This window comes from Micromonospora sp. CCTCC AA 2012012 (genome assembly GCF_040499845.1).
In the GTDB taxonomy this organism is placed as follows: domain Bacteria; phylum Actinomycetota; class Actinomycetes; order Mycobacteriales; family Micromonosporaceae; genus Micromonospora; species Micromonospora mangrovi.
In genome coordinates, this window is the sequence record NZ_CP159342.1 from 2,593,660 (window position 1) to 2,616,679 (window position 23,020).

Sequence of the window (23,020 nt, forward strand, 5' to 3'; positions counted from 1 at the left end):
TCAGCCCCGCAGATAGGCGGCGGGCACGGCGTCGGCGAGCCAGACGCCGTTCGCGCTGCGGAAGAAGAGGTGGCCGTCGCGGGCCATCGCCGCCGCGTCCACCGTCAGGATCGCCACCGCGCCACCCCGGCGCGCGCCGACCCGCCGGGCCGTCTCCGTGTCCGCCGACAGGTGTACGTGGTGCCGGCCGCCCCGCCGGAGGCCCTCGGTCATGATGGCCGGCACCACGGCGGCGCTGGTGCCGTGATAGAGCCGGTCGGGCGGCGGGATGGGCGTCAGCCCCAGGTCGACCTCGATGGAGTGGCCCTGGTTGGCCCGGATCCGGTCGACGCCGTCCGGCCCCGGCTCGACCGCGAAGCGCTGCTTGTCGTTGTCGGCCACCACCTCGTCGAGCTGGGCCCGGTCGATCCGCAGCGCGGCCAGCAGCGCCGCGACCGGCACCCAGCCCGCCCGGTCCGGGGTCAGGCCGAACCGCTCCGGCCGGTGCCGCAGGGCCAGGGACATCTGCTTGCTCACCCTGACCAGGTTCCGATGATCCACCCGGACAGTGTCCCCGCTGGCGGTCCCCGACTCCACCGGTTACCGGTCCCGACGCACCGCCGGTCAGGACCGGCCGGTCGGGGCGCCCCGGCCGGCCGGTCCTGACGCCGCCGCCCGGTCGGCGAGCGGGCGGCGTCGGCGGGTCGGATCGGTGAGCGCCGGCGGTGACCAGACCCCGTCCGGCTGGTAGAGGTTGGTGCCGGGCGGCACGATCTCGTCGATCCGGTCGAGGACGGCGTCGTCGAGTTGCCGCGACGCCCCCTTGAGCAGCGCGTCCAGCTGCTCCATCGTGCGCGGACCGATGATCGCGGAGCTGACCGCCGGGTGCGCCACGGTGAACGCCACGGCCAGCTCGGGCAGGCTGCACCCCAGCTCGTCGGCGAGCGCGGCGAGCTCCTCGACCGCGGCGTACTTGGCGGCGTTGCCGGGGATCGCCGGGTCGAAACGGGCCGGCGTGTGCGCGGGCCGGCCGGTGGTGAGGTCGACGGGTCGGCCGTGCCGGTAGCGGCCGGAGAGGAAGCCGGAGGCGAGCGGGCTCCACACCAGCACCCCCATGCCGTACCGCTGGCAGACCGGCAGCACCGCGGCCTCGATCCCCCGGGCGATCATCGAGTACGGCGGCTGCTCGCTGCGGAACCGGCCGAGTGCCCGCCGCTCGGCGACGTGGTGCGACTCGACGATCTCCTCGGCCGGGAAGGTGGAGCAGCCGAACGCCCGGATCTTGCCGGCCCGGACCAGGTCGGTGAGCGCGCCCAGGGTCTCTTCGATGTCGGTGGTGTGGTCGGGGCGGTGCACCTGGTAGAGGTCGATCCAGTCGGTGTCCAGCCGGCGCAGGCTCTCGTCGACCGCCCGGACGATCCAGCGCCGGGAGTTGCCGCCGCGATGGGGGCCCGCACCCATCGGGAAGTGCACCTTCGTCGCCAGCACCACGTCGTCGCGCCGGCCTCGCAGCGCCTTGCCCACGATCACCTCGGACTCGCCGGCGGAGTACATGTCGGCGGTGTCCACGGTGGTGATGCCCGCGTCGAGGGCGGCGTGGACGATCCGCACGCAGTCGTCGTGGTCCGGGTTGCCGACCGCCCCGAACATCATGGTGCCGAGACTCTGGACGCTCACCTTGATGCCGGTGCCGCCGAGGACGCGGTGTCGCATGGTCACTCCCTGGGATGTTCCGCGCACGCCGACGGGGCGGCGGGCCGGTCCCCGGCAACCTAGGATTTCGAGTGGACTCGAGGTCAAGCCAGAGGGCGTACGCCCGGGAAGGACGGTCCGTGTCCACCTCTGCCACCGCCCGCCGGATCAGCGTCCTGCTGGCGCTCGCGCTCTCCGCGTTCGCCTTCAACACCACCGAGAACCTGCCCATCGGGCTGCTGCCGCTGCTCGCCCGCGACCTCGACGTCTCGCTGCCCGCGGCCGGTCACCTGGTCACCGGGTACGGGCTGGCCGTCGCGCTGGCCTCGCTGCCGCTGGCCCAGGTGACCCGTGGCGTGCCCCGCCGGTGGCTGCTCGCCGGGGTGCTGGCGGTGCTGGCGCTCGCCACCCTGGTCGCCGTCGGCACGACCAGCTACCCGGTGCTGCTCGCCGCCCGGATCGTGACCGCCTTCGCCCAGGCCGTCTTCTGGGCGGTCACCGCCCCGGTGGCGGTGAGTCTCTTCTCCCCCGCCGTCCGGGGCCGGGTCGTCGCGGTGATGTCCGTCGGTGGGTCGCTGGCCACCGTGCTGGGCGTACCGGCCGGCACCTGGCTCGGGCAGCGGGACGGCTGGCGGCTGCCGTTCCTGCTGGTCGCCCTCGCCGCCGGGGTCGCGCTGGTCGTGGTCGTCGCGCTGCTGCCGACCAGCCGACCCGACGCCGGCCACGGCGCGTACGCCGCCGAACCGCACCCGGGGCGGTTCGCCGTGGTGCTGGTCGTCACGGCGGTCTCGGTCACCGGCATGTTCGCCGGCTTCACGTACGTCGCCCGGTTCCTCACCGGGCCCGCCGGCTTCCCCGAGCCCTCGGTCGGCGGGCTGCTGCTCGCCTTCGGGGCGGCCGGGATCGCCGGGGTGGTCGTCGTCGGGCGGCTGCTGGACCGGTTCCCCCGGGGCACACTGGTGGCGACCGTCGGTGGGCAGGCGGTCGCCCTGCTCGGCCTGGGGCTGCTCGCGGCGCAGCCGGCTGCCGTGGTGGGGCTGCTGGCCCTGCTGGGCGCCACGGCGGCACCGGTCTTCACCGTCACCCAGGCGCGCATCCTCCAGGTCACGCCGGGGCGCACGGAGCTGGGTTTCGCGGCCAACTCGGTGGCCTTCAACGTCGGCATCGCGCTCGGCGCGCTGCTGGGCGGGTTGGCCCTGCCGGCGTACGGGGAGCGCGGGGCCTTCGTCCTGGGTGGCCTGGTGACGCTGGCGGCGCTGGCGGCCGCCCTCGCCGAACCCCTGCTGGCGCGGCGGCCCGCGCCCGTCCCCGCGACCGGTTGACCGGTCGGCCCGCCGCCGGTCAGGACCGGCTGGCCGCCCCGCCATGGTCGGGGTCCCGGGCCAGATAGCCGCTGGCCTGCAACTCGAACAGCTCCCGATAGAGCCCGTCGACCGCCATCAGCTCGTCGTGGCTGCCGTGCTGCACCAGCTGGCCGCGGTCCATCACGAAGATCTGGTCGGCGTGCCGCACGTTCGCCAGCCGGTGGGTGATCAGCACGACCGCCCGGTCGGGGCGGCGGCGCAGGTGCTGGAAGAGCGCGTGCTCCGCCCGGGCGTCCAGGGCCGCCGACGGTTCGTCGCAGATCAGCAGGCGGGCGTCCCGATAGAGGCCCCGGGCGGCGACCAGCCGCTGCCACTGGCCGCCGGAGAGGTCGTGGCCGTCCTTGAACTCCCGGTCCAGCAGCGTGTCGTACCCGAAGGGCAGGTCGACGATCATGTCGTGCGCGGCGGCGGCGCGGGCGGCGTCCTCGACGCCCGGGCCGGGCCCGCCCGGCGCCCGGTCGTGGCGGCCGATCCGGATGTTCTGCCCCGCCGTGAACGGGAACTTCCACCAGTCCTGCGTCATCACCGCTACCTGGGCGGCGGTCGCCGCCGGGTCCAGCTCGGCGGTGTCCACGCCGTCCCACCGGATCACCCCCGTGCTGGGTCGGTAGAGACCGGCGATCAGCTTCGCCAGGGTGGTCTTGCCGGAGCCGTTCTCGCCGACCAGGGCGATCACCTGGCCGCGCCGGACCGTCAGGCTGACCTCGTCGACCGCCGGGATGTCGGTGTCCGGATAGCGGAGGGTCACCCGGTCCAGCTCGATGGTGTCGAAGCCGGTGACGGGCCGGCCCTGCCCACCGGTGACCCGGTCCCGCGCCCGGTCCAGGAAGTCCCGGTAGTCCTGGTAGTAGAGGGCGTCCTCGTAGAGCGAGTTGGTGGCGAAGACCGCGACGCCGAGGCTGGAGCGGGCCGACTGGAGCGCCAGCAGCGCGGTCGCCGCGGCGGCGAGGGCCACCACGCCACTCAGCAGCAGACCGCCCAGGACCGCGTAGACCGCGAAGGCGGCGACGCCGGTGGCCGACATGCCGAGCCCCCGGGTGACGCTCTGCGCCCGGGCCAGCCGCAGCTGGGCGCCGGTCTCCACGGTCATCATCCGGCGGAACTCGGTGAGCAGGAAGTCGCGCATCTGGTAGGACCGGACCTCGGCGGCCGTGTGCCGGTCGGCCATCAGCCGGGCGAGCATCCACATCCGTCGCCGCCGGGTGATCCGGGCCAGCATGGCGAGGTACTGCCGGCGGGCCATCCGTACCGCCGTGGCCGCCTCGGGCACCGCCGCGAGCAGCAGGCAGGGCAGCAGCACCGGCTGGATCACGGTCACCGCGGCGGCGGTGGCCAGCACGCCGACCACGCCGGTGACCAGGTTGACGGTGTGGTCCACGATCGACGCCGCCTCGGCCATCCCCCGGTCCCGGGCCCGGTCCATCTCCTCGGCGAAGCCGGCGTCGTCGAAGGCGGCCAGCTCCACCGCCGTGGTGGTCTCGAAGAGCCGCAGCTCCACCTGGTAGTTGATCTGCGGGATGAGCCGCGCCTGCGCCCAGCCGGCGGCCACCGTCAACGCGCCCCGGACGGTCACCGCGAGCGCGGCGACGGCGAGGGCCGGCAGGGCGGCGCGGATCCGGTCCGGGGTGGGGCCGGCGGCGAAGAGCTGGCGCAGCACCCCGGTGGTGGCGAGCAGGCCGAGGGTGGTCATCACGCCGGCCGCCACGTTCAGCCCGATCGAGGCGACCGTGTCGCGGCGGCTGGTCGACCAGGCCAGCCCGACCGCCTCGCGGACCAGGGCGGGCAGCCGGCGGGCCACCGCGCCGAAGCTGGTGTGCGCGAACTCGGTCGCCCGGTGCATCCAGTGGCCGTCCTCCAGCTCCGGCAGGACCGGACCGTCGCCCTCCCCGGCCGGATCGTCCGCCTCGGACGGGTGACGTGGACCGATCACCGTCGCCATGGTTGCCTCCTCGCCTCGCCGCCCCTGCGGAGCGTACGGCGAGTGACCGGACGATGTCTCCCCGTGGTCGGCGTGTCGAACAGGTGTCCCAGGGACGTGTCGCGGCACACCGTCCACACCGTGGGCGATGTCGGGTCGCGTCGCGCCGGACCCGGCCGGGTGGCAGGCTGAGGGAGTCGCCGCCAGCGGGGCGACGACGGCCCGCTGACAGACCCCCGTCGTGAAGGAGAAGATCGACCCGATGGCTGTGGACGTCACCACCACCGACGAATGGCAGGCCCTGCGCAAGCACGCCGAGGCGGTGCGCGGCACCCACCTGCGGGAGCTGTTCGCCGCCGACGGGCAGCGGGGTGACCGGCTCACCGGCGAGGTCGCCGACCTGCACGTCGACTACAGCAAGAACCTGGTAACCGACGAGACCCTGCGGCTGCTCACCGCCCTCGCCGAGCGGGTCCGGCTGACCGACCGGATCGCCGCGATGTTCGCCGGTGAGCACATCAACTCCACCGAGGACCGGGCCGTCCTGCACACCGCACTGCGGCTGCCCCGCGACGCCGAACTGGTGGTCGACGGGCAGGACGTCGTCGCCGACGTGCACGCCGTGCTGGACCGGATGGCGGCCTTCGCCGAGCGGGTCCGGTCCGGGGCGTGGCGCGGCCACACCGGCGAGCGGATCACATGCGTGGTCAACATCGGCATCGGCGGGTCCGACCTCGGTCCGGTGATGGCGTACGAGGCGCTCAAGGCGTACCGGGACGCGGGGATCAGCTGCCGCTTCGTCTCCAACATCGACCCCACCGACATCCACGACAAGACCACCGACCTGGACCCGGCGACCACGCTCTTCGTCGTGGTGTCGAAGACCTTCTCCACCCAGGAGACCCTCGCCAACGCCGACCAGGCGCGGCGCTGGCTGCTCGCCGGGCTGGACGCCGACGACTCGGCGGTGGCCCGGCACTTCGTCGCGGTCAGCACCAACGCCCAGCGGGTCGCCGACTTCGGCATCGACCCGGAGAACATGTTCGGCTTCTGGGACTGGGTGGGCGGTCGCTACTCGCTCCCGTCCGCCGTGGGGTTGTCGGTGATGCTGGCGATCGGGCCGGAGCGGTTCCGCGAACTGCTGGCCGGCTACCACGCCGTCGACGAGCACTTCCGCACCACCCCGGTGGAGCGGAACGTGCCGGCGCTGCTGGGGCTGCTCAACGTCTGGTACACGGACTTCCTCGACGCCCAGACCCACGCGGTGCTGCCCTACTCGCAGTACCTGCACCGGTTCCCGGCCTACCTGCAGCAGCTCACCATGGAGAGCAACGGCAAGTCGGTGACCGTCGACGGCCGACCGGTGACGTACCCGACCGGAGAGATCTTCTGGGGCGAGCCCGGCACCAACGGCCAGCACGCCTTCTATCAGCTCATCCACCAGGGGACCCGGCTGATTCCGGCCGACTTCATCGCGTTCAGCCGGCCCAACCACGACCTGGGCGACATGCACGACCTGTTCATGTCGAACTTCTTCGCGCAGACCGCGGCGCTGGCCTTCGGCCGGACGAAGGAGCAGGTGGAGGCGGAGGGCACCCCGGCGAATGTGGTGCCGCACCGGGTGATGCCGGGCAACCACCCGACCACCTCGATCATCGCGCCGAAGCTCACCCCGTCGACGCTGGGCCAGCTGATCGCCCTCTACGAGCACATCGTCTTCACCGAGGGCACCGTCTGGGACATCAACCCGTTCGACCAGTGGGGCGTGGAGCTGGGCAAGGTGATGGCCAACCAGCTCGCGCCGAAGCTCACCGGCAGCAACCCGGACCTCGGTGACGTCGACTCCTCCACCGCCGCCCTGATCCGCCGCTACCGCAGCGAGCGCGGCCGGGACTGACCCGTACGCCGGTGGCGGCGACCCGGTCCCGGGCCGCCGCCACCGGTGCCCGGCCGCACCGGCGGCCCGGTCAGCGCGCCTCCAGGCGGCCGGAGCAGCGACTGTCCGGCGCCACCGGCCGGTGGCGGGGCATCATCCAGTCCAGGGCGGTCCGCTCCACCGGCCAGCCGCGCACGGTGACCGCGCTGACCGGCACCCGCTCCGCGCCGGGGCAGAGGAACTGGGCGCGGACCCGCTCGTTGGGCAGGAACCGGACCCGACCCCGCCGGTCCAGCACGATGGTCATCCGATCGGTGACGGTGATCGCCTGCCCCGGCACGACCTCCACCGCCGCCGCGGGCGGCGGCGGCCCCACCTCCACGGCCACCGACGGCAGCAGCGGCACCCGCAGGAAGACGCTCCCCATCACCAGCGGGGCCACCGCCGCCAGCAGGTAGGACAGCACCTGGGTGAGCAGCGGCGCCGCGCTGCGCGGCAGCGGCCCGGTGAGCACCACGGCGGCGGCCGGCGGCAGCCCCAGCAGCGCCGCGGTGGCCCACTCCCCGTGGGTCACCGCGGACCCGATCGCCGGGGCCAGCCAGCCGTACGCCACCAGCGCGGCCAGCAGCGGCAGCACGAGCCCCAAGGCGAGCAGCAGGTCAGGCCGGTCCGGGTAGCGGTGCCGCACCCGCAGGCCGATCAACCAGCCGACGAGCATCAGCAGCGCCGGCAGGAAGCGCATCTGCCAGGTCAGTGCCGCCAGCGCCGTCGCCGCCGCCTGCACCCAGCCGGGGGTACGCACGGTGGCGTACGCCAGCAGGGAGCGCTCCGGGTCGAACCGGTCCGGGGCGCTGACCCGCAGCACCAGGCCGAGCACGCAGGTCACCAGCACCACCAGCGGGAACGCCCACACCAGCGCGATGAGCAGCGCGCTGAGCAGGCCGAGCGGGCTGACGTACTGCACCAGCAGCAGCATGGTGGGCATGTCCTGCCGGCTGAGCTGCCACAGCCGCAGCACCAGCAGCAGGACCGGGAACGCCGGCAGCAGCGTCAGCAGCCACTGCTGCCCCTGCCGCGCCCCCTTCGGCCGCGCCGGGCCGACCGGCGGGCGGGCTCCGAAGGGGCCAGGACCATCGACTGCCACGGCCACTGCCGCACCTTCACCTTCCGACACTCCGGTTGCTGCCCCACCGCCACCTGCTGCGGCCCGTTGGCGGGCTGTTCCCGGGCGAGATTGGTCTCGAACGCCACGTCCCACCCGTCCCGGCCGGGACGGGTGGCCGCCTCGTAGAGGGCGTGGTCGACCAGGTCCCGCATCGCCGGGTTGGGGCCGGTGTTGATGCCCCACCTCTCCTCGAGATCCTCGCCGATGTCCCAGTGCCGCAGCGGCTTGACCCCGTGCAGCGGGTGCTTCGGTCGGGCGTCGGCGGCCGGCGGCGCGACGAAGCCGGCGAGGATCGCGGCGTCGGTGGTCACCGCGTCGACCCGGCCGTCGTAGAGGTCCTGGACGCACTCGCTGATCCGGTTCCGGCCGCTGGCCACCGCACCGTACGCGTGCAGCCGCTGCTCCGAGGTGGAGGTCGCCAGGGTGCAGACCCGGCGGCCCCGCAGGTCACCGAGGCCGTCGACCCGGCGCCGGTCGCTGCGCAGCGTCACCACCGACTGCTCGGTCCGCAGGTACGGCTCGGAGAAGACGACGCCCTGCTCCCGCCGCTGCGCGGTGATGCTGTAGGAGGCGACCACCAGGTCCACGGTGACGAACTTCGACCCGTCGTACGCCTGCCGCCGCGCCCGGTCCTCACTCTCGATGGGCAGGAACCGCACCTGCCGGCGCTTGAACCCGAGCTCCTCCGCGACCAGGTAGGCGATGTCGATGTCGAAGCCGCGGTAGCTGCCGTCCTCCATCACCTGGGAGATGCCCGGCTGGTCGTCCTTGACCCCGATCAGCAGCTCCTGCCGACCGTCCAGGCCGGCCTCGGCGCGCAGGTCGTCCAGCGTGGGCGGACCGGTGGCGGTGGCCACGCCGACGACCGCGAGGGCGAGCACCACCAGCACGACGAGCAGGACCGCCAGCCGCAGCTCGCGGAAGCGGGAGAAGCCGGTCGGGGCGATGTCGACGTCGTCCACGACCGGGACGGCCGGGTCCGCTTCGCTGACCTGACTCACGTCGACCCTCCCGCCCCCGTCGCCAATGGCGGCTCCATTGTGGCGGACCGTCAACAGGGCCCCCGACCCGAGCCGGCCGTCGGCCGGGACGGATCAGTCGCGGAGCAGGTCGGCGTGCGCGGCGCGGAGCCGGGCCAGTGCCGGGTCGCCGGCCGGCGACCGCCGGTCCAGCTCGGCCCAGACCTCGGCGAGGGCGTCGGTCACCGCGCGCAGCTCGGCCGCGTGCCGTCGGCTGCTCTGCCGGTGCAGCTCCTCCAGCCGCCGGGACCAGCCCGCGGTGACCGCGGCGACCCGTTCGGCGTCGGCGCGGGCCTGGGCGGCGGTGCGGGCGGCGGAGGCGGGCACGATCGCGGCGATCGGGCGGGGATCACCGTCGCGGGTGACCATGGTGACCGTGTCGGTCAGCTCGGCCAGCGCGACGAGCTGGGTGAGTCGGGTGCGGACCTCCCGCAGGGGCAGGGCGCGTGGCGGGTCGGTCCGGTGGGCCAGAGCGGGGACAGCCATGGACACATGTTGACGTCCGGGTGTGACAGAACCTCGCGTGTCGGGCCCGGACGGGCGTCAGACCGGCCACTCCGGGGCCAGCACCGACCAGACCGCGAGGTCGATCCGTCCGTCGGGTCCGGGGTACAGCGCGCGAAGGGTGCCGTCGTGGCGCATGCCGAGGCGACGCGCCACCGCGATGCTGCGGGCGTTGGCGGGGTTGGTGCGCCACTCCACGCGCTGGATGCCGCGCTCCCGGATCGCCCAGTCGACGATGCGGCGTACCGCGGCCGTCACCAGACCCCGGCCCTCGGCGGCCGGCTCCAGCCAGCAGCCGGCCTCGCAGACCCCGCGCGCGGCGTCGAAGGCGACCAGCATCACCCCACCGACCAGGGTGCCGTCGAGCCAGATCCCCCAGATGCCACCGGCGTCCCGCGCCCAGAGGTCGGCGTAGCGCTGGAGCACCGCGCGGGCCGACACCGGATCGGTGGCGACGAAGGACGGCGACACCCAGGGGACGATGTGCGCGCGGGCCCGGTCGAGATGGGCGAGGAACTCCTCGGCCCGCCAGGGCTCCAGCGGGCGCAGCTCGGCGTCGGGGGCCAGGGCGATCGCGAACATCCGAGCAACCTAGCAGCCGCCCCGCTCCCCCGACCCATGTCGACCCCGCCGGCCCCGCCCGCGCCGCCGGACCCGCCCGCGCCGCCGGACCCGCCTGCGCCGCTGGACTCGCTCGCGCCGCCGCCAGCTACCGGCCCCCGCCGGCCCGCAGGGTCGTGCCGCTGCGCCGCGCGGGCAGCCCACCGAACGCGATGATCGTGCCCGATCCAGGATCGAGTCGCATCGCCGCGCTTCGGAGGCCACTACATCCAGGATCGAGCACGATCATCCGAGTCCGCGGATGACAAAGCGGGCGGGGTGGCGGGGCGGGGCGGGGCGGGGGTGGGTCAGGGGCGCATCTCGTAGGTGCCGGCGAGGGCGGCGACGCGCGCCCAGATCCGGGCGGTCCGCTCGGGGTCCTGGACGGGGCGGCGGACGTGCGCGAGGGCCCAGGCGGCCTGCGCGTCGCTGGTGGCCGCCTTGCCGTGCAGTTCGGTGGCGTGCGCGGAGAAGTCCCGCACCAGCAGGTCGAAGATCTCGTCGAGCAGGTCGGCGTCCAGCCCGGTCAGCTCCGCCTGCTCCAGGATCAGGTGGCCGTAGACCACCAGCGCGAAGAGCTGCCCGAGGGCGAGCAGGAAGTCCAGGTCACGCTGCTGGGCCTCGTCGGGGGCGTGCGCGGCGAGCAGGGCGCAGAGCCCGTCGGCCTGCTCCCGGAACCGGGCCACGTTCGGCACCTGCGCGTGGGCGTCGTACGCGGCACGCCAGTCGTGGAAGCGGATCGCGCCGAGGCCCCGGGCCGGACCCTGCCGGAACAGGAACTCGTCGTCGGCGGCGTCGTGCCGGGTGGGCACCGGCGGGTGCTCGGCCGGCTGGAACAGGTAGTTGCCCATGAACTTCAGGATCAGCGCCAGGTTGACGTGCACCGTCCCCTCCAGCTTCGGCAGGCCCCGGATGTCCTTGGCGGCCTTGTCGAAGTAGGTGTCGGCCTCGAAGCCCTTGGCGGCGATGACGTCCCAGAGCAGGTCGACGACCTTCTCACCCTCGGTGGTGACCTTCATCTTCGTCATCGGGTTGAACAGCAGGTAGCGCCGGTCGTCCGGGCCGGCCGTGCGGAAGTAGTCGACCGCGCGGTCGCTGAACAGCTTCATGGCCACCAGCCGGGCGTACGCGTCGGTGAGCTCCCGGCGCACGTGCGGGAAGTCGGTGACCCGCTTGCCGTAGAGGATCCGCTGGTGGGCGTGGGTGACGGCCTCGTACATGGCGTGCTCGCAGATGCCGATGGAGGCGGTGCAGAGGTTGAACTTGCCGACGTTGACGGTGTTCAGCGCGGCGTCGAAGGCGGCCCGCCCGGTGTGCAGCACGTCCTCGGCGCGCACCGGGTAGTCCTCGAGGCGGAACTCGCTGACGTACATCTGCCCGTTCACCACGTTGCGGACCAGGTGGTACGCCGGGTGGCGGCTGTCGGCGGCGAAGAAGACGTACCCCTCGGGGCCCTCGACGTCGGCGCGGCGGCCGAAGACGGAGACCAGCCCGGCGACGTTGCCGTTGCCGATGTAGTACTTGCCGCCGGTGGCCCGGAAGCCGCCCTCGCCGTCGGGGGTGAGCAGCATGTCGGTGGAGTAGATGTCGGCGCCGTGCGGGCGCTCGGAGAGGCCGAACGCCATCACGTGGCCCTCGTCGAGCAGCGCGGCGGCGCGGGCCCGGGCGGCGGCGTTGTCGCTCTGCCAGACCGGGCCGAGGCCGAGCACGGTGACCTGCCAGGTGTACCAGTAGCCGAGGCCGTAGAAGCCGAGGATCTCGCTGAGCGCGGCGTTGCGCGCGGTGTCCCAACGCTTGTCCGGGTCGCCGTCGCCGTCGGCCGCCGGGGTGAGGAAGGTGGCGAAGAGCCCCTCCTTGGCGGCGAAGTCGAGGAAGTCGCCGTACCACTCGCGGCGGTTGTAGCTGTCGACCAGCGCCTGCTTGCCCCGGGACTCGAACCACTCGACGGTGGCGCGCAGCAGCCGGCGGGAGGTGTCGTCCAGGTGGGTGGGGTCGTAGTCGCGCGGGTTGAACAGCAGCGGGTCGGTCACGGCGTTGCCTTCCGGTCGGGGGTGGGGTCGAGGCCGCGGAGGGTGGCGAGCACGTCGTCGAGCCAGTCGAGCACCATCCGCTCGTACGCGATGCCGCCGCGCAGCACGACGTGCTGGAGCGACCCGCGGGCGTCGCGCGGGTCGGGGTCCGGGAAGTCCCGGCGCTCGCCGGCCAGGTAGCCGGCGAGGGTGGCCCGGTGGTCGTCGCGGTAGCGCTCCACCTCGGCGACCAGGGCGGCGCGGCCGACCTCGTCGTCGAACGCGGCACCGCGGATCTTGACGGCCAGCTCGTGCCGGACCGCCTCGGGCTGCACCGGGGCACGCAGCCAGCTGATCAGCGCGGCCCGGCCGGCGGGGGCGGCCGACCAGACCTTCTTGTCCGGCAGGCCGTCCTGGCCGACCTCCTGCGCGGTGATCCAGGCGTCGGTCTCCATCCGCTTGAGCACCCGGTAGATCTGCTGGTGGGTGGCGGTCCAGAAGCGGCCGATCGAGCGGTCGAAGCGCCGGGCCAGCTCGTAGCCGGACGCCGGCCGCTCCAGCAGCGAGACCAGAATGGCGTGCTCCAGCGACATGCCGAGCATCTTGCTATGCAACGAGTTGCATAGCAAGCCCCGCGCACACGACGGCGCCGCGACCGGACGGGTCGCGGCGCCGGATACGCGGTGGACGCGGACGGGTCAGCGGCGGTCCGCCGGCCGGCGGGTGAGCGCCAGGCCCAGCGCGATCATGCCGATGCCGAGCAGCAGGTGCAGCCAGTTGTCCGCCCCGTTGACCGGGATGAAGTTGGCCCCGCTGTTGTGGCCGACGATCAGGCCGTAGAGCCAGAGCACCAGGTAGATCGCCCCGCCGCCGACCAGGAACGTCCGCGCGCCGGACACCGTCCGGGCCATCAGCACCCCGGCGACGCCGAAGAGCAGGTGCACGATGTTGTGCAGGACCGACACCTGGAACAGGCCCAGCAGCTTCGCGTCCGAGGTGTGCCCGGCGAACTGCATGGTGCCGTAGTTGCTGGTGATGCCCGGGATGAAGCCGAGGACGCCGATCACCAGGAAGACGATGCCGACCGCCTGGGCGGCACGTCGTACGGGGGACGCGGCGCCCCCCGGCGCGCCAGGACGAGTTCTGTTCACCATGCGAGCCACCTCCGTCGGAAGACGTGCGTGGGTGGGACTCCCCCACCCCGGCGGCCTGAAACCCCGACGCCGGTGTTCAGCCCGCCGGCAGGTGCTCGCGCAGCGCGGCGAACTGCGCCACCGGCGCTCAGATGATGAAGTGCGTCCAGTAGGTCAGCCAGACCACGAAGAGCGCGCCCTGCAGCAGCGCCAGCCCCGCGGTCAGCCAACTGTCGAGGGCGGCCCGCCCGGCCCAGCGGGCCAGCACCAGACCGACCGGGAACGCCGCGAGCAGATAGCGCAGCAGGCTCTTGTGGACCGGCGGCCCCATCGACAGCGGCACCAGCACCACGATCACCGTGTAGACCAGGTAGGGCAGCTCGGCCCGGCGCAGGCCGACCAGGGCGACCAGCAGCACCGCGACCGCGCACCACACCCGCAGCGCGTTGGCGCTGTTCGGCCCGGTCAGCGCCCCCCACGCCACGCCGAGCGGGTTCTGCACGGTGATCCCCCAGCCCTTCTCCTGGGCGTGCTTGTAGGCGTACCAGTCGCCACTGCGCCAGCGACAGAACGCCATGAAGGTCCACCAGCCGGCCGGGACGAGCAGCAGCGGCCAGCCGGTACGCACACAGCGCAGCAGCGTCCGCGGGTCGAGCCGCCAGCCGTGCTGGCGCAGCAGCACCAGGGCGAGCGGGACGACCACCACGAAGCCGACCGAGCGACTCAACGCCAGGAAGTAGCCGACGATCCCGACCAGCAGCCAGCGGCGCTGCTCGGCGTACCAGAAGGCGGCCAGCGCCAGGCAGAGGAAGAGCGACTCGGTCAGCGCCGCCTGGAACAGGAACGCGGTCGGCAGCAGCACCAGGTAGCGGACGAACCGCCGACCCGCCACCGGGTCGTCACCCTGGCCCGCAGCCGGGTCGGCGCCGAGCAGCCGGGCGCCGAGCCGGTGGGCGTAGTAGAGCTGGAACAGGAACGCGACGTTGGCGACCACCAGCAGGGCCCACGCGGTGTGCCCGCCGAGCAGCAGCGCGACCGGCCGGGCCAGGAACGGGTAGAGCAGCGGGAAGCCGAAGTCCCGCCACGGCTGGTCCAGCGGCAGCCGGGCCAGGTGGTCGTAGAGGAACGAGTCCCAGGCGAACCAGAGCGAGACCCACCGGTGCGACGAGACGGCGTGCTGCTGGGTGCGCATCATCGCGTCGTCCGCCGGGGGCGCCCCGGGCACCTGGTCCCAGGCGCTCAACGCGAGCACCCCGACCAGGCTCAGCACCAGCTTCGTGCCGACGAAGACGGCCAGCACGAACCCCCACGGCTCGGGCACCCGGTCGGCCAGCCGGGACCACGCCCGCCGGCCCACGGCCGGCCACCCGCCCGGTCCGGTGCGCCGCGGTGCGGTGGCGGGGCCCGCCCGCCGCCCGTCCGTCATCCGATCCCCCACCGGTCGCCCCCGCGCGGCGCCGGGCCGCGAACCGGACCGGCATCCCCGTTGGTGCCGGGTTGACACCTCGGGACGGCGGGCGGTTCGGCGACCGGCGACAATCCCCCGGCACGGGTACGTGAGTTCGGGCGCAGGCCGGGTAAGGGCGCTGCCGCAACGAACAGCCGGCTGGCGGGGGGCTCGGGGAGCATGAGCGAGAAGAACGGCACCGTGGTCATCGGGGCGGGGCCGGCGGGCCTGACCGCTGCCTACGAACTGCTCCGGCACGGCGAGCCGGTCCGGGTGTTCGAGTCCGACGACGTGGTGGGCGGGATCAGCCGCACGGTGGTACGCGACGGCTGGCGGTTCGACATCGGCGGGCACCGGTTCTTCACCAAGGTGTCCCGGGTCGAGGCGTTCTGGCACGAGATCCTGCCCGACGAGGACTTCCTGCTGCGGCCCCGGATGAGCCGGATCTACTACCAGGGCGCGCTCTACGACTACCCGCTCAACGCCGGCAACGCGCTGCGCAACCTGGGCGTCGTGGAGGCGCTGCGCTGCGTCGGCTCGTACGGGCGGGCCCGGCTGCGCCCGCCGAAGGACCAGTCGCACTTCGAGGGCTGGGTGTCGGCCCGGTTCGGCTGGCGGCTGTACTCGAAGTTCTTCAAGACCTACACCGAGAAGGTCTGGGGGATGCCGGCCGACCAGTTGCAGGCCGACTGGGCCGCCCAGCGGATCAAGAACCTGTCGCTGTCGAAGGCGGTGCTCGGCGCCCTGCTCCCCCGCCGCAACCGCAAGGACGTGACCAGCCTGATCGAGGAGTTCCAGTACCCGAAGTTCGGTCCCGGGATGATGTGGGAGCGCTGCACCGAGCAGGTGGAGAAGCGCGGCGGGTCGGTGCGTACCGGCGCGTGGGTGACCGCCGTGCACCGGGACCCGGCGACGCGGCGGGCCACCGGCGTGACGGTGGTCGACGCGGACGGCGAGCGCACCGAGCCGGCCGACCACGTGATCTCCTCGATGCCGATCTCCGCCCTGGTCCACGCGATGCGCCCGGCCGCGCCGGAGCGGGTGCGGGCCGCCGCCGACGACCTGCGCTACCGGGACTTCCTCACCGTCGCGCTGGTCGTCCCCGAGGAGTTCTCCTTCCCCGACAACTGGATCTACGTGCACGACCCGGCGGCGAAGGTGGGGCGGATCCAGAACTTCGGCTCCTGGTCGCCGTACCTGGTCAAGGACGGGCGCACCTGCCTGGGGCTGGAGTACTTCGTCTTCGAGGACGACGAGATGTGGCGTACGCCGGACGCGGACCTGATCGCCCTCGGCACCGCGGAGCTGGAGCGGCTCGGCCTGGTCCGGCCCGGCTGCGTGGAGGCCGGCCACGTCGTGCGGATGCCCAAGGCCTACCCGGTGTACGACGAGCGCTACCAGCACAACGTGGACGTGATCCGGGACTGGCTGGCCCGTGAGGTACCGAACGTGCACCCGGTGGGGCGCAACGGCATGCACCGCTACAACAACCAGGACCACTCGATGCTCACCGCGATGCTGACCGCGGAGAACATCGCGCACGCCGCCGGGCACGACGTGTGGACGGTCAACGTCGAGCAGGACTACCACGAGCAGAAGTCGACCACCGGCGGACGGGCCGACGGGCGGCACGGCACCGGCCGGGACGCGCCGATCATGCCGGCCCGCCCCGACGGGCACCGCCCGGTACGCGAGCTGAGCGAGGCCACCCCGACGGCGGTCCGCCGGCCCTGAGCCGGGGCGGTAAGGGGCCGTACGTGAGGGTGGTCATAACGACTGGACGCCCCGGGCGGCCCTGCTGCTAGCCTTCTCGGCAGGTCATGAGCGCCAGCGCCAAGCCCCGGCTCGCTGGCCGGCAACCCTCCTCCGCGGTGGGGTGCCCCGGGTGAGGACCAGGCACCGACGGGACGTCGGTGCAAGCGTGGCCTGGAACCCAGGTCATCACCGACCCGAGGGAACCATGTCTGCTCACCATCGCACCCCGCCCGGCGACCACGTCGCGCACCCGACCGGCTTCGCGCTGGTCAAGCGCCGGCACGTCGACCTGATGCGGGTGTGCAGCGCCGGCTGTCGCCGCACCCGCTGAGCGCCGCACCACCCCTTCCTTCCTCGATCCACCCATCGGCACGCCCGGCGTTCGGGCGGTGCCGTCGGTGGCGTGTGCCCACGCCACCGCTCGACCCTGGAGAACCTCGTGCGATTCCTGCCTGCCCTGACCCGCGTCGCCGCGCTCGGCGCCGCCGCCGTACTCGCCGCGACCGGCCTCACCGCCTGCGGCGACGACGGCGCCACCAGCGAGGCCGCCAACCCGTACGGGCTGCTGCGGCCCGGCGTGCTGCGCGCCGGCACGCTCACCGACGCCCCGCCGAACGTGTACCTGAAGGACGGGAAGTTCACCGGCTTCGACAACGACCTGCTCGTCGCGGTCGCCGCCAAGGCGGGCCTGAAGGTCGAGTTCGTCGGCACCGACTTCTCCGCGCTGCTGTCCCAGGTCAACAACCACAAGTTCGACGTGGGCAGCTCCTCGATCACCATCACCGAGGCGCGGAAGAAGACCGTCGACTTCGGCAACGGCTACGACTTCGGCTACTTCGGCCTGGACGTGCCGGCCGGCTCGCCGATCACCGGCTTCGACCAGCTCGCCGGCAAGCGGGTGGTGGTCGTGCAGGGCACCGTGCAGGACGACTACGCCACCGGCAAGGGCCTCGACCCGGTGCGGGTGCCGGACTACAACGGCGCCCTGAACCAGCTCAAGGCCGGCACCGCCGACGCCTGGATCGCCCCCGCCGAGATCGGCGAGAAGTCCGCCGCGGACAGCGCCGGCAAGATCACCGTGGCGGCGAAGCAGCTCAGTCCCGCCCCGACCGCGTACGCGGTGGCCAAGGGGAACGACAAGCTGCGCGCGGCGCTCGACAAGGGCCTCGACGAGGTCATCGCCGACGGCACCTGGACGCGGCTGCAGGCGCAGTACTACCCCGGCCGGCCGATCCCGGCGGACTTCACGCCCGGCAGCGGCACGGTGACCACCCCGGCGCCGTCGGCGTCGGCCACCTCCTGACGGTACGGACACCACGAGCGGACGCAGGGCGGCGGGAGACGAGCGGATGGATCCACTGAGCACCCTCTGGGAGACCTTCTTCGACGGGGACTCCATGCGGCAGGCACTGCCGGAGATGCTGACGGTCGGCCTACCCAACACGCTGATCCTGGCGGTCTCCGCCGCCCTGCTCGGCTCCGTGGCGGGCCTGCTGCTGGCGGTCGCCGGCATCTCCCGTACCCGATGGTTGCGGTGGCCGGCCCGGGTCTACACCGACGTCTTCCGCGGCCTGCCGGCGGCGGCGACGATCCTGCTCATCGGGGTCGGTCTGGCGCCGCTCGGCATGCGGATCTGGGGACCGGACCCCTACCCGCTGGGCGTCCTGGCGCTCTCGCTGATCGCCGCCGCCTACCTCGGCGAGATCTTCCGCGCCGGTATCCAGAGCGTGGAGGCCACCCAGTTGGAGGCCGCCCGCGCCCTCGGCTTCTCCTGGGGACGGGCGATGCTGCTGGTCGTCGTCCCGCAGGGCGTACGCCGGGTCCTGCCGGCCTGGGTGAACCAGCTGATCGCCCTGATCAAGGACTCCAGCCTGGTCTACTTCCTCGGCCTGGTGGCCAGCCAGCGGGAGCTGTTCCGGATCGGCCAGGATCACGCCGCCACCACCGGCAACGAGTCGGCGCTGCTGCTGGCCGGGCTCTTCTATCTCGCGCTGACCATCCCGCTGACCCACCTGGTGAACGCGATCGACCGGCGGCTGCGCCAGGGCCGGGCCGTGGCGCCGCCGGACGACGACGACCTCGAACCGCTGCCGGTCACCGGACGGAAGGACACCCGATGAGCACCGTCACCGCCCCGGTCGGCCTGGCCGTCCGCGACGTGCACCTGGCCTTCGGCGCCCACCGGGTGCTGCGCGGCGTCGACCTCGACGTGCCCCGGGGCGGTACGACCTGCGTGATCGGTCCGTCCGGCTCCGGCAAGTCCACCCTGCTGCGCACGGTGAACCGGCTGATCGAACCCGACCGCGGGGACGTGCTGCTGGACGGTCGCAGCGTGCTGCGCGACGACCCGGACGCGCTGCGGCAGCGGATCGGCATGGTCTTCCAGCAGTTCAACCTCTTCCCGCACATGACCGTGCTGCGCAACGTCACCCTCGCCCTGCGCCGGCTGAGGAAGCTCCCCGAGGAGGAGGCCGTCCGCGTCGCACGGGAGCAGCTGGAGCTGGTCGGGCTGGCCGGCAAGGCCGACGCCCGGCCGGCGCAGCTCTCCGGCGGCCAGCAGCAGCGGGTGGCGATCGCCCGGGCGCTGGCGCTGCGCCCACAGGTGATGCTCTTCGACGAGCCCACCTCGGCGCTCGACCCGGAGCTGGTCAAGGGGGTCCTCGGGGTGCTGACCGAGCTGGCCGCCGGAGGCATGACGATGGTGGTGGTGACGCACGAGATGGGCTTCGCCCGCCAGGTCGCCGACACGGTGGCCTTCATGGACCACGGGGTGGTGCTGGAGGCGGGCGAGCCGGCGGCGGTCTTCGGGTCGCCCGAGCACCCGCGGCTGCGCCGCTTCCTCGACCAGGTGCTCTGACCCGCCCCCGCCCGGTGTGACCGCCGGCTCGCCAGCTACGCGAAGAGTCCGGTTACGGTGATCATCCCCGCGGGTAGGAACCGGTCCGGCCGGAAACGTCGGTCCGGTGGTGCGCCGGTCCGCCTGGGAGGGGTGCGGACAGTGCAGGGGTGGGTGAAGGCCGCCGTCGGGCGGCTGCGACAGGCGTGGGTGCCGGTCCTCGAGGCGGCCCTGGCGGCGACGGTCGCCTGGCTGGTGGCGGCGAAGCTGATCGGCCACCCCGATCCGTTCTTCGCGCCCAGCGCCGCGCTGATCGTCCTCGGGGAGTCCCGTGGGCGGCGACTGCGGCAGACCGTCGAGCTGATCCTCGGGGTGGCCGCCGGGGTGCTCACCGCGGAACTGATGATCGAGGCGCTCGGCCCGGGCGTCGGGACCATGCTGGTCGTGCTGCTGCTGACCCTCGGCGTCACGGTCGCGGCCGGGGCGAGCAGCACGCTGGTCATGCAGACCACCGTCTCCGCGCTCTATCTGGTGGTGGTCGCGCCGAAGGCCGAGTTCATGCCGTTCCGGTTCGTCGACGCGCTGATCGGCGGCGCGGTGGCGCTGGCCGCCAGCCAGCTCGTCACGGCCCGCGACCCGATCGCCCCGCTGGTCGCCGAGGCCCGGCAGACCTTCGCGGACCTCGCCGACCTGATCGACTGCGTGAACGACGCGCTCGGCCACTGCGACGAGAAGCAGGCCCGCGCCGCGTTGGACCGGGCCCGGCAGGTCGACGGCTGCGTGGAGCGGCTCCAGAAGGCCGTGCAGGCGTGCGGGGAGACGCTGCGGCTGCGGGTCCGCCGCCGGCGGCACCTCGGGCAGGTCGAGGACGTCGAGGCGACCGCCCGGCAGCTCGACTACGCGGCCCGCAACATCCGCGTCCTGGCCCGCAACGGGGTGACCCTGGCCCGGCTGCACACCGCCACCCCGCCGCAGCTCGACGACGCGCTGCGCGCCCTCGCCGAGGCGGTCCGGGCCGCCGGCGCGGCGCTGGCCACCGACCTGACCGGCCGGGACGACGCCGACCGGCACGTCGGCCGCGCCGACGAGGCCGCCCTGGCGGCGGTACGCATCGGCGCCGACCTGCTCGCCACCGACCCGCCGCTGCCGGTCGTCATGATCGTGGGGCAGATCCGGGCGACCGCCATCGACCTGCTGCGCGGCGTGGGCGGCGACGACGTCGCGGTACTGGACCGGGTCGACGCGGCGCTCGGCCTACCGGCCGTCTGACCGGCCCTACCCCGGCCCGTCCTCGTCGGGGCTGTCCCCGTCGCAGCGGTCGGAGAGGGCGTACCGGGTGAGCACGACGTCGGCGATCCGGCGCACCTCCAGCACCCGTGCCGGACGGGCCGGATGCCACGGGAACCGGCCGTCGACCACGAACCGGGGCGCCCGGCCGTCACCGACGAAGAACGGCGCGACCACCAGGTGCAGCTCGTCGGCGAGGCCGGCGGTGAGGAACTGGACGTGGACGGCGCCGCCGCCCTCCACCATCAGCCGGCGGACCCCCCGGGCGGCCAGGTCGGCCAGGACCGTCGCCGGGGTCACCGGCTCACCGCCGTCGACCACGGTGGCCGCGTCACCGAGGCGTTCCCGGGTCTTCTCCACCGCCCCGCTCGGGGAGTAGACGAGCTTCTCCCCGTCGCCCATGGTGAAGAACCGGGCGGTCGGGTCCAGGTCGCCGGTGCCGGTGACGGTCACCTTCACCGGGGACGGCGGCAGGCCCCGGGCCACCCGGTCGGCGCGGCGCCGCGCGGAGCGCACCAGCAGGCGGGGGTCGTCCCGGCGTACGGTGCCGGCGCCGACCAGGATCGCGTCGCAGCCGGCGCGGACCGCGTCGACCCGGTCCAGGTCGTCGTCGTTGGAGAGCAGCAGCCGCTCCGCCGAGGCGTCGTCGATGTAGCCGTCGATCGACATCGCGCAGCTCAGCAGCACGTACGGGCGGTCGGTCACGGAACGAAGGGCAGGTCGAGGGCGTGGTCGCCGCGGGTGGCCTTGGTCGCCAGGTAGCCGGCGTTGGCCGGGGAGAGGTGCACCCCGGTGGGCACCCGGTCGGCCACCGTCACCCCGAGCCGGCCCAACTGGGCGGCCTTGTCCGGGTTGTTGCTGAGCAGGGCCACCCGCGCGACGCCCAGGGCGGCCAGCATCTGCGCGGCCACCGTGTAGTCCCGCTCGTCGGCGCCCCGGCCCAGCGCCTGGTTCGCCGCGTAGGTGTCCAGCCCCGAGTCCTGCAGGGCGTACGCGTCGATCTTGGCGTACAGGCCGATGCCGCGGCCCTCCTGCCGCAGATAGAGCAGGAACCCGCCGGCCTCGGTGATCCGCTCCACCGCCTCCCGCAGCTGCGGCCCGCAGTCGCACCGCTGGCTGCCGAACACGTCACCGGTGAGGCACTCGCTGTGCGGGCGGACCAGCGGGGCGTCGGCGGCCTGCCGCTCGACCGTCCCGGCCCAGTCCCCGAGCCCCAACGCGAGGTGTTCGCGGCCGTCGGCGAGGCCCTCGAACGAGAACACCCGGGCGCTGGTGGCGTAGCCGTCGGGGAACCGCAGCGGGACCGTGACCTGGGTCCGGACCGTCGCCTCCGGCAGCGTGTCGTCCATCGTTCTCCTCTGTCCGGCGTCGCCCGGACCGGCCGGCGACGCACCCCCCACGACCCACCGTAGGCGGGCTCACGCCGTGGCGCTCGACCTCGCCGAACGCCTGCGCCCCAACAGCAGCACCACCGCGCCGGGCAGGCTGGAGACGAGCACCAGCGCGCCGTACACCATGGCGGCGGCGACGCCCTGCGCGGCGGTGAGGCCCGCCGCGGCGAACGACCACGCGGCCACCCCCTCGCGCGGACCGAAACCACCGACGTTGGCCGGCAGTCCCATCGCCAGCAGGGCCAGCAGCGTCAGCGGGACCAGCCGGTGCAGCGGCGCGTCCGCGCCGGCGGTGCGCGCCGCCACCACGAAGGTGGCCAGGTGCCCGGCCACCACCACCGCCGAGGCGACGACCACGCCGCACCAGGTGCGCCGGGCGAGCAGCCCGGCGCGCACGTCGGCCAGCGCGGTACGCGCCCCGCGCGCCCACCGGGACGCGCCCGAGGTGGGCACCACCCGGGCCAGCAGGACCAGCGCCACCCCGACGGCCACCAGCACCGCCACCACCGCCGGCAGGTACGGCCGGACCGGGGACGGCAGCGCGAGCAGGACGACCAGCGCGATGCCGAGCTGGACGACCTGACCGGCGGTACGCTCCCAGACCACCGCGCGGATGCCCCGGCTGACGTCACCGGCGTCCCGGCCGTGCCGCACCGCGCGGTGCACGTCGCCGAGCACCCCACCGGGGAGCGTCGAGTTGAGGAACACCGCCCGGTAGCAGTGCGCCACCGCGGTGCCCAGCGGCAGCCGCACGCCGAGACCGTCGGCCACCAGCGCCCAGCGCCAGGCACTGCAGACCGTGGTGACCAGGCCGATGCCGAGCGCGGCGGCCAGCGCGGGCCCGTCGATCAGCCGCAGCCCGGCCAGGAACGGGCCGGCCCCGACCCACCAGACGAGGGCGACGAGCACACCGAGCCCGCCGAGGGTGCGCAGCACCGCCCAGCCGGAGCGGGCCGCCGGTGCAACGGGTGCGGCGGGTGCGGCGGGTGCGGCGAGCGTCGCCTGTGCCACGCGGTCCTCCCTGGCTGTGGGTCCATCTGATCTC

At 73.8% G+C, this 23,020-nt stretch carries 22 protein-coding genes and 1 riboswitch; of the genes, 8 read left to right on the plus strand and 14 right to left on the minus strand.

Annotated features, from left to right (window positions below; genetic code table 11):
• Together ABUL08_RS11620 and ABUL08_RS11625 are read right to left on the minus strand one after the other, a co-directional pair.
• Positions 1 to 540, minus strand: a complete 540-nt coding sequence (locus ABUL08_RS11620; RefSeq protein ID WP_350937331.1) for an RNA 2'-phosphotransferase — start codon at positions 538 to 540, stop codon at positions 1 to 3.
• 63 nt (positions 541 to 603) lie between these two features.
• Positions 604 to 1,692, minus strand: coding sequence for an aldo/keto reductase (locus tag ABUL08_RS11625; RefSeq protein ID WP_350937333.1), 1,089 nt, complete (start codon positions 1,690 to 1,692; stop codon positions 604 to 606).
• A 119-nt stretch (positions 1,693 to 1,811) separates the two neighbouring features.
• Between ABUL08_RS11625 and ABUL08_RS11630 the strand changes: the two genes are divergently transcribed.
• Positions 1,812 to 2,993 carry an MFS transporter gene (locus ABUL08_RS11630; protein WP_350937334.1) on the plus strand — a complete coding sequence of 394 codons (1,182 nt, stop codon included), beginning with the start codon at positions 1,812 to 1,814 and terminating at the stop codon, positions 2,991 to 2,993.
• Positions 2,994 to 3,012: 19 nt separating this feature from the next.
• On the opposite strand, the gene ABUL08_RS11635 is transcribed toward ABUL08_RS11630, so the two are convergent.
• A complete protein-coding gene (locus ABUL08_RS11635; protein ID WP_350937336.1) occupies positions 3,013 to 4,974 on the minus strand; it encodes an ABC transporter ATP-binding protein in 1,962 nt (653 codons plus the stop codon).
• A gap of 241 nt (positions 4,975 to 5,215) precedes the next feature.
• Between ABUL08_RS11635 and pgi the strand changes: the two genes are divergently transcribed.
• On the plus strand, positions 5,216 to 6,850 hold the full coding sequence (gene pgi, locus ABUL08_RS11640) for a glucose-6-phosphate isomerase (RefSeq protein ID WP_350938587.1): 1,635 nt from the start codon (positions 5,216 to 5,218) through the stop codon (positions 6,848 to 6,850).
• A gap of 70 nt (positions 6,851 to 6,920) precedes the next feature.
• Here pgi and ABUL08_RS11645 read toward each other — a convergent pair whose 3' ends face one another.
• The 8 genes from ABUL08_RS11645 to ABUL08_RS11680 all read right to left on the minus strand — a co-directional run bounded on the left by ABUL08_RS11645 (position 6,921) and on the right by ABUL08_RS11680 (position 14,616).
• Positions 6,921 to 7,973, minus strand: coding sequence for a hypothetical protein (locus ABUL08_RS11645; protein ID WP_350937338.1), 1,053 nt, complete (start codon positions 7,971 to 7,973; stop codon positions 6,921 to 6,923).
• Positions 7,880 to 8,995 carry a transporter substrate-binding domain-containing protein gene (locus tag ABUL08_RS11650; RefSeq protein ID WP_350937340.1) on the minus strand — a complete coding sequence of 372 codons (1,116 nt, stop codon included), beginning with the start codon at positions 8,993 to 8,995 and terminating at the stop codon, positions 7,880 to 7,882. Before ABUL08_RS11650 ends, ABUL08_RS11645 begins: the two co-directional genes overlap by 94 nt.
• A gap of 93 nt (positions 8,996 to 9,088) precedes the next feature.
• Positions 9,089 to 9,499 (minus strand): type II toxin-antitoxin system Phd/YefM family antitoxin, encoded by a 411-nt coding sequence (locus ABUL08_RS11655; protein WP_350937342.1) that lies wholly within the window; start codon positions 9,497 to 9,499, stop codon positions 9,089 to 9,091.
• Between the two features lie 57 nt (positions 9,500 to 9,556).
• The gene (locus ABUL08_RS11660; RefSeq protein ID WP_350937345.1) at positions 9,557 to 10,099 is read right to left on the minus strand and encodes a GNAT family N-acetyltransferase; all 543 of its coding nucleotides are present in this window, start codon (positions 10,097 to 10,099) and stop codon (positions 9,557 to 9,559) included.
• Between the two features lie 326 nt (positions 10,100 to 10,425).
• The gene (locus ABUL08_RS11665) at positions 10,426 to 12,147 is read right to left on the minus strand and encodes an acyl-CoA dehydrogenase family protein (RefSeq protein ID WP_350937347.1); all 1,722 of its coding nucleotides are present in this window, start codon (positions 12,145 to 12,147) and stop codon (positions 10,426 to 10,428) included.
• The gene (locus ABUL08_RS11670) at positions 12,144 to 12,719 is read right to left on the minus strand and encodes a PadR family transcriptional regulator (protein WP_350937348.1); all 576 of its coding nucleotides are present in this window, start codon (positions 12,717 to 12,719) and stop codon (positions 12,144 to 12,146) included. The genes ABUL08_RS11665 and ABUL08_RS11670 overlap by 4 nt, the downstream gene beginning before the upstream one ends.
• 105 nt (positions 12,720 to 12,824) lie before the next feature.
• Positions 12,825 to 13,280, minus strand: coding sequence for a DUF4383 domain-containing protein (locus ABUL08_RS11675; RefSeq protein ID WP_350937349.1), 456 nt, complete (start codon positions 13,278 to 13,280; stop codon positions 12,825 to 12,827).
• 127 nt (positions 13,281 to 13,407) lie between these two features.
• Entirely contained in the window at positions 13,408 to 14,616 is a 1,209-nt protein-coding gene (locus ABUL08_RS11680) for a hypothetical protein (RefSeq protein ID WP_350937351.1), read from the minus strand.
• Between the two features lie 270 nt (positions 14,617 to 14,886).
• On the opposite strand from ABUL08_RS11680, the gene ABUL08_RS11685 reads away from it, so the two are divergent.
• From ABUL08_RS11685 to ABUL08_RS11710, 6 genes are all read left to right on the plus strand, one after another.
• Positions 14,887 to 16,440, plus strand: a complete 1,554-nt coding sequence (locus tag ABUL08_RS11685) for an NAD(P)/FAD-dependent oxidoreductase (protein ID WP_350937353.1) — start codon at positions 14,887 to 14,889, stop codon at positions 16,438 to 16,440.
• An 82-nt stretch (positions 16,441 to 16,522) separates the two neighbouring features.
• Positions 16,523 to 16,634, plus strand: a riboswitch (SAM riboswitch).
• 32 nt (positions 16,635 to 16,666) lie between these two features.
• Positions 16,667 to 16,792: a putative leader peptide gene (locus ABUL08_RS11690; protein WP_350937354.1), complete on the plus strand. Its 126-nt coding sequence runs from the start codon at positions 16,667 to 16,669 to the stop codon at positions 16,790 to 16,792.
• A gap of 108 nt (positions 16,793 to 16,900) precedes the next feature.
• Positions 16,901 to 17,764 carry an ABC transporter substrate-binding protein gene (locus ABUL08_RS11695; protein WP_350937356.1) on the plus strand — a complete coding sequence of 288 codons (864 nt, stop codon included), beginning with the start codon at positions 16,901 to 16,903 and terminating at the stop codon, positions 17,762 to 17,764.
• 46 nt (positions 17,765 to 17,810) lie between these two features.
• Complete coding sequence (locus tag ABUL08_RS11700; protein ID WP_350937358.1) at positions 17,811 to 18,581, plus strand: amino acid ABC transporter permease; 771 nt, start codon at positions 17,811 to 17,813, stop codon at positions 18,579 to 18,581.
• Complete coding sequence (locus ABUL08_RS11705; RefSeq protein ID WP_350937360.1) at positions 18,578 to 19,318, plus strand: amino acid ABC transporter ATP-binding protein; 741 nt, start codon at positions 18,578 to 18,580, stop codon at positions 19,316 to 19,318. The genes ABUL08_RS11700 and ABUL08_RS11705 overlap by 4 nt, the downstream gene beginning before the upstream one ends.
• Positions 19,319 to 19,459: 141 nt before the next feature.
• Entirely contained in the window at positions 19,460 to 20,566 is a 1,107-nt protein-coding gene (locus ABUL08_RS11710) for an FUSC family protein (protein ID WP_350937363.1), read from the plus strand.
• A 6-nt stretch (positions 20,567 to 20,572) separates the two neighbouring features.
• Here the strand turns inward: ABUL08_RS11710 and ABUL08_RS11715 are convergent, their stop codons facing one another.
• From ABUL08_RS11715 to ABUL08_RS11725, 3 genes are all read right to left on the minus strand, one after another.
• Positions 20,573 to 21,289: a RibD family protein gene (locus tag ABUL08_RS11715; protein ID WP_350937365.1), complete on the minus strand. Its 717-nt coding sequence runs from the start codon at positions 21,287 to 21,289 to the stop codon at positions 20,573 to 20,575.
• Positions 21,286 to 21,933, minus strand: coding sequence for a GTP cyclohydrolase II (locus tag ABUL08_RS11720; RefSeq protein ID WP_350937367.1), 648 nt, complete (start codon positions 21,931 to 21,933; stop codon positions 21,286 to 21,288). Before ABUL08_RS11720 ends, ABUL08_RS11715 begins: the two co-directional genes overlap by 4 nt.
• Before the next feature lie 69 nt (positions 21,934 to 22,002).
• Positions 22,003 to 22,911 carry a lysylphosphatidylglycerol synthase transmembrane domain-containing protein gene (locus ABUL08_RS11725; RefSeq protein WP_350938589.1) on the minus strand — a complete coding sequence of 303 codons (909 nt, stop codon included), beginning with the start codon at positions 22,909 to 22,911 and terminating at the stop codon, positions 22,003 to 22,005.
• Positions 22,912 to 23,020 lie beyond the last annotated feature (109 nt).